The sequence below is a fragment of the Frankia sp. AgPm24 genome, assembly GCF_023243055.1.
Taxonomy (GTDB): Bacteria; Actinomycetota; Actinomycetes; order Frankiales; family Frankiaceae; genus Frankia; species Frankia umida.
Genome location: NZ_JALKFW010000079.1, coordinates 1 through 796 on the forward strand (window position 1 = coordinate 1; position 796 = coordinate 796).

The window sequence follows — 796 nt, forward strand, 5'->3', positions numbered from 1 at the left end:
TGCCAGCGGTCGCTGACCTGGACCGCGTCGGGCAGGACACGGCGGACCGCTTCGGCGTAGGCGGCGGAGCCGTCCCGGCAGACCACCTCGACGCCGGGATGGGCGCGTAGCCATGCCTCCAAGGCGTCAGCGCCGCGGCCCGGCAGGACATCGACACGGCGCCGGGTCTCGGCGTCGATCAGGATCGTGGCGTAGGACCGTCGGCGACGCAGCGCGAAGTCATCGACCCCGAGGACCCGCGGCACCTGCAACGGTGGGAGCGGCAGACGCAGCAGGCAGCGCAGCGCACTGTGCCGCGACAGCCCGATCGCCAGCGCGGACAACACCCGGGCACTGGCCCTGCCGGCTAACTCCCGCACGACGGCGCCGACCTGCGCGGCCAGCCTCGCCGTGCGCCGCTGGTAACGCTCCAGCACCCCAGGCAGCTGCTCACGAAAGGTCTGCCGACAGCCACCCGTCGGGCAGACCAGCCGACGGACCCGCACGACCACCAGCACCCGGCGGGCATCGATCGCGACATCCGCCAGCGTCCGCTCGTGATAACCATGCACCCGCGACGTCGCCGCCCCACAACCAGGACAGCCCGCCGGCCCGTCAGGCGTCCGCGCCCGCACCCGGACCAGCTCGCCGTCGTCCGTCACATCCTCGACGACCAGCGGCGACAGACCCGAAAACGCCAGCTTGACCAGACGATCCGCTCCACACATGACACATCGTGCCGACACCCACCACCTGGACACGCCCACTTCCAGCGTCAGGCCTCATCGAAGACCACCCTCCGTCACCACCGAAAGTG

The 796-nt window shown here is 71.4% G+C and carries 1 protein-coding gene; it reads right to left on the reverse strand.

What is annotated here, in order from left to right:
- Positions 1-707, reverse strand: a 707-nt coding sequence (locus MXD61_RS05735) for an ISL3 family transposase (protein ID WP_248811800.1), incomplete at its 3' end; no start/stop codon positions are given.
- Positions 708-796 lie beyond the last annotated feature (89 nt).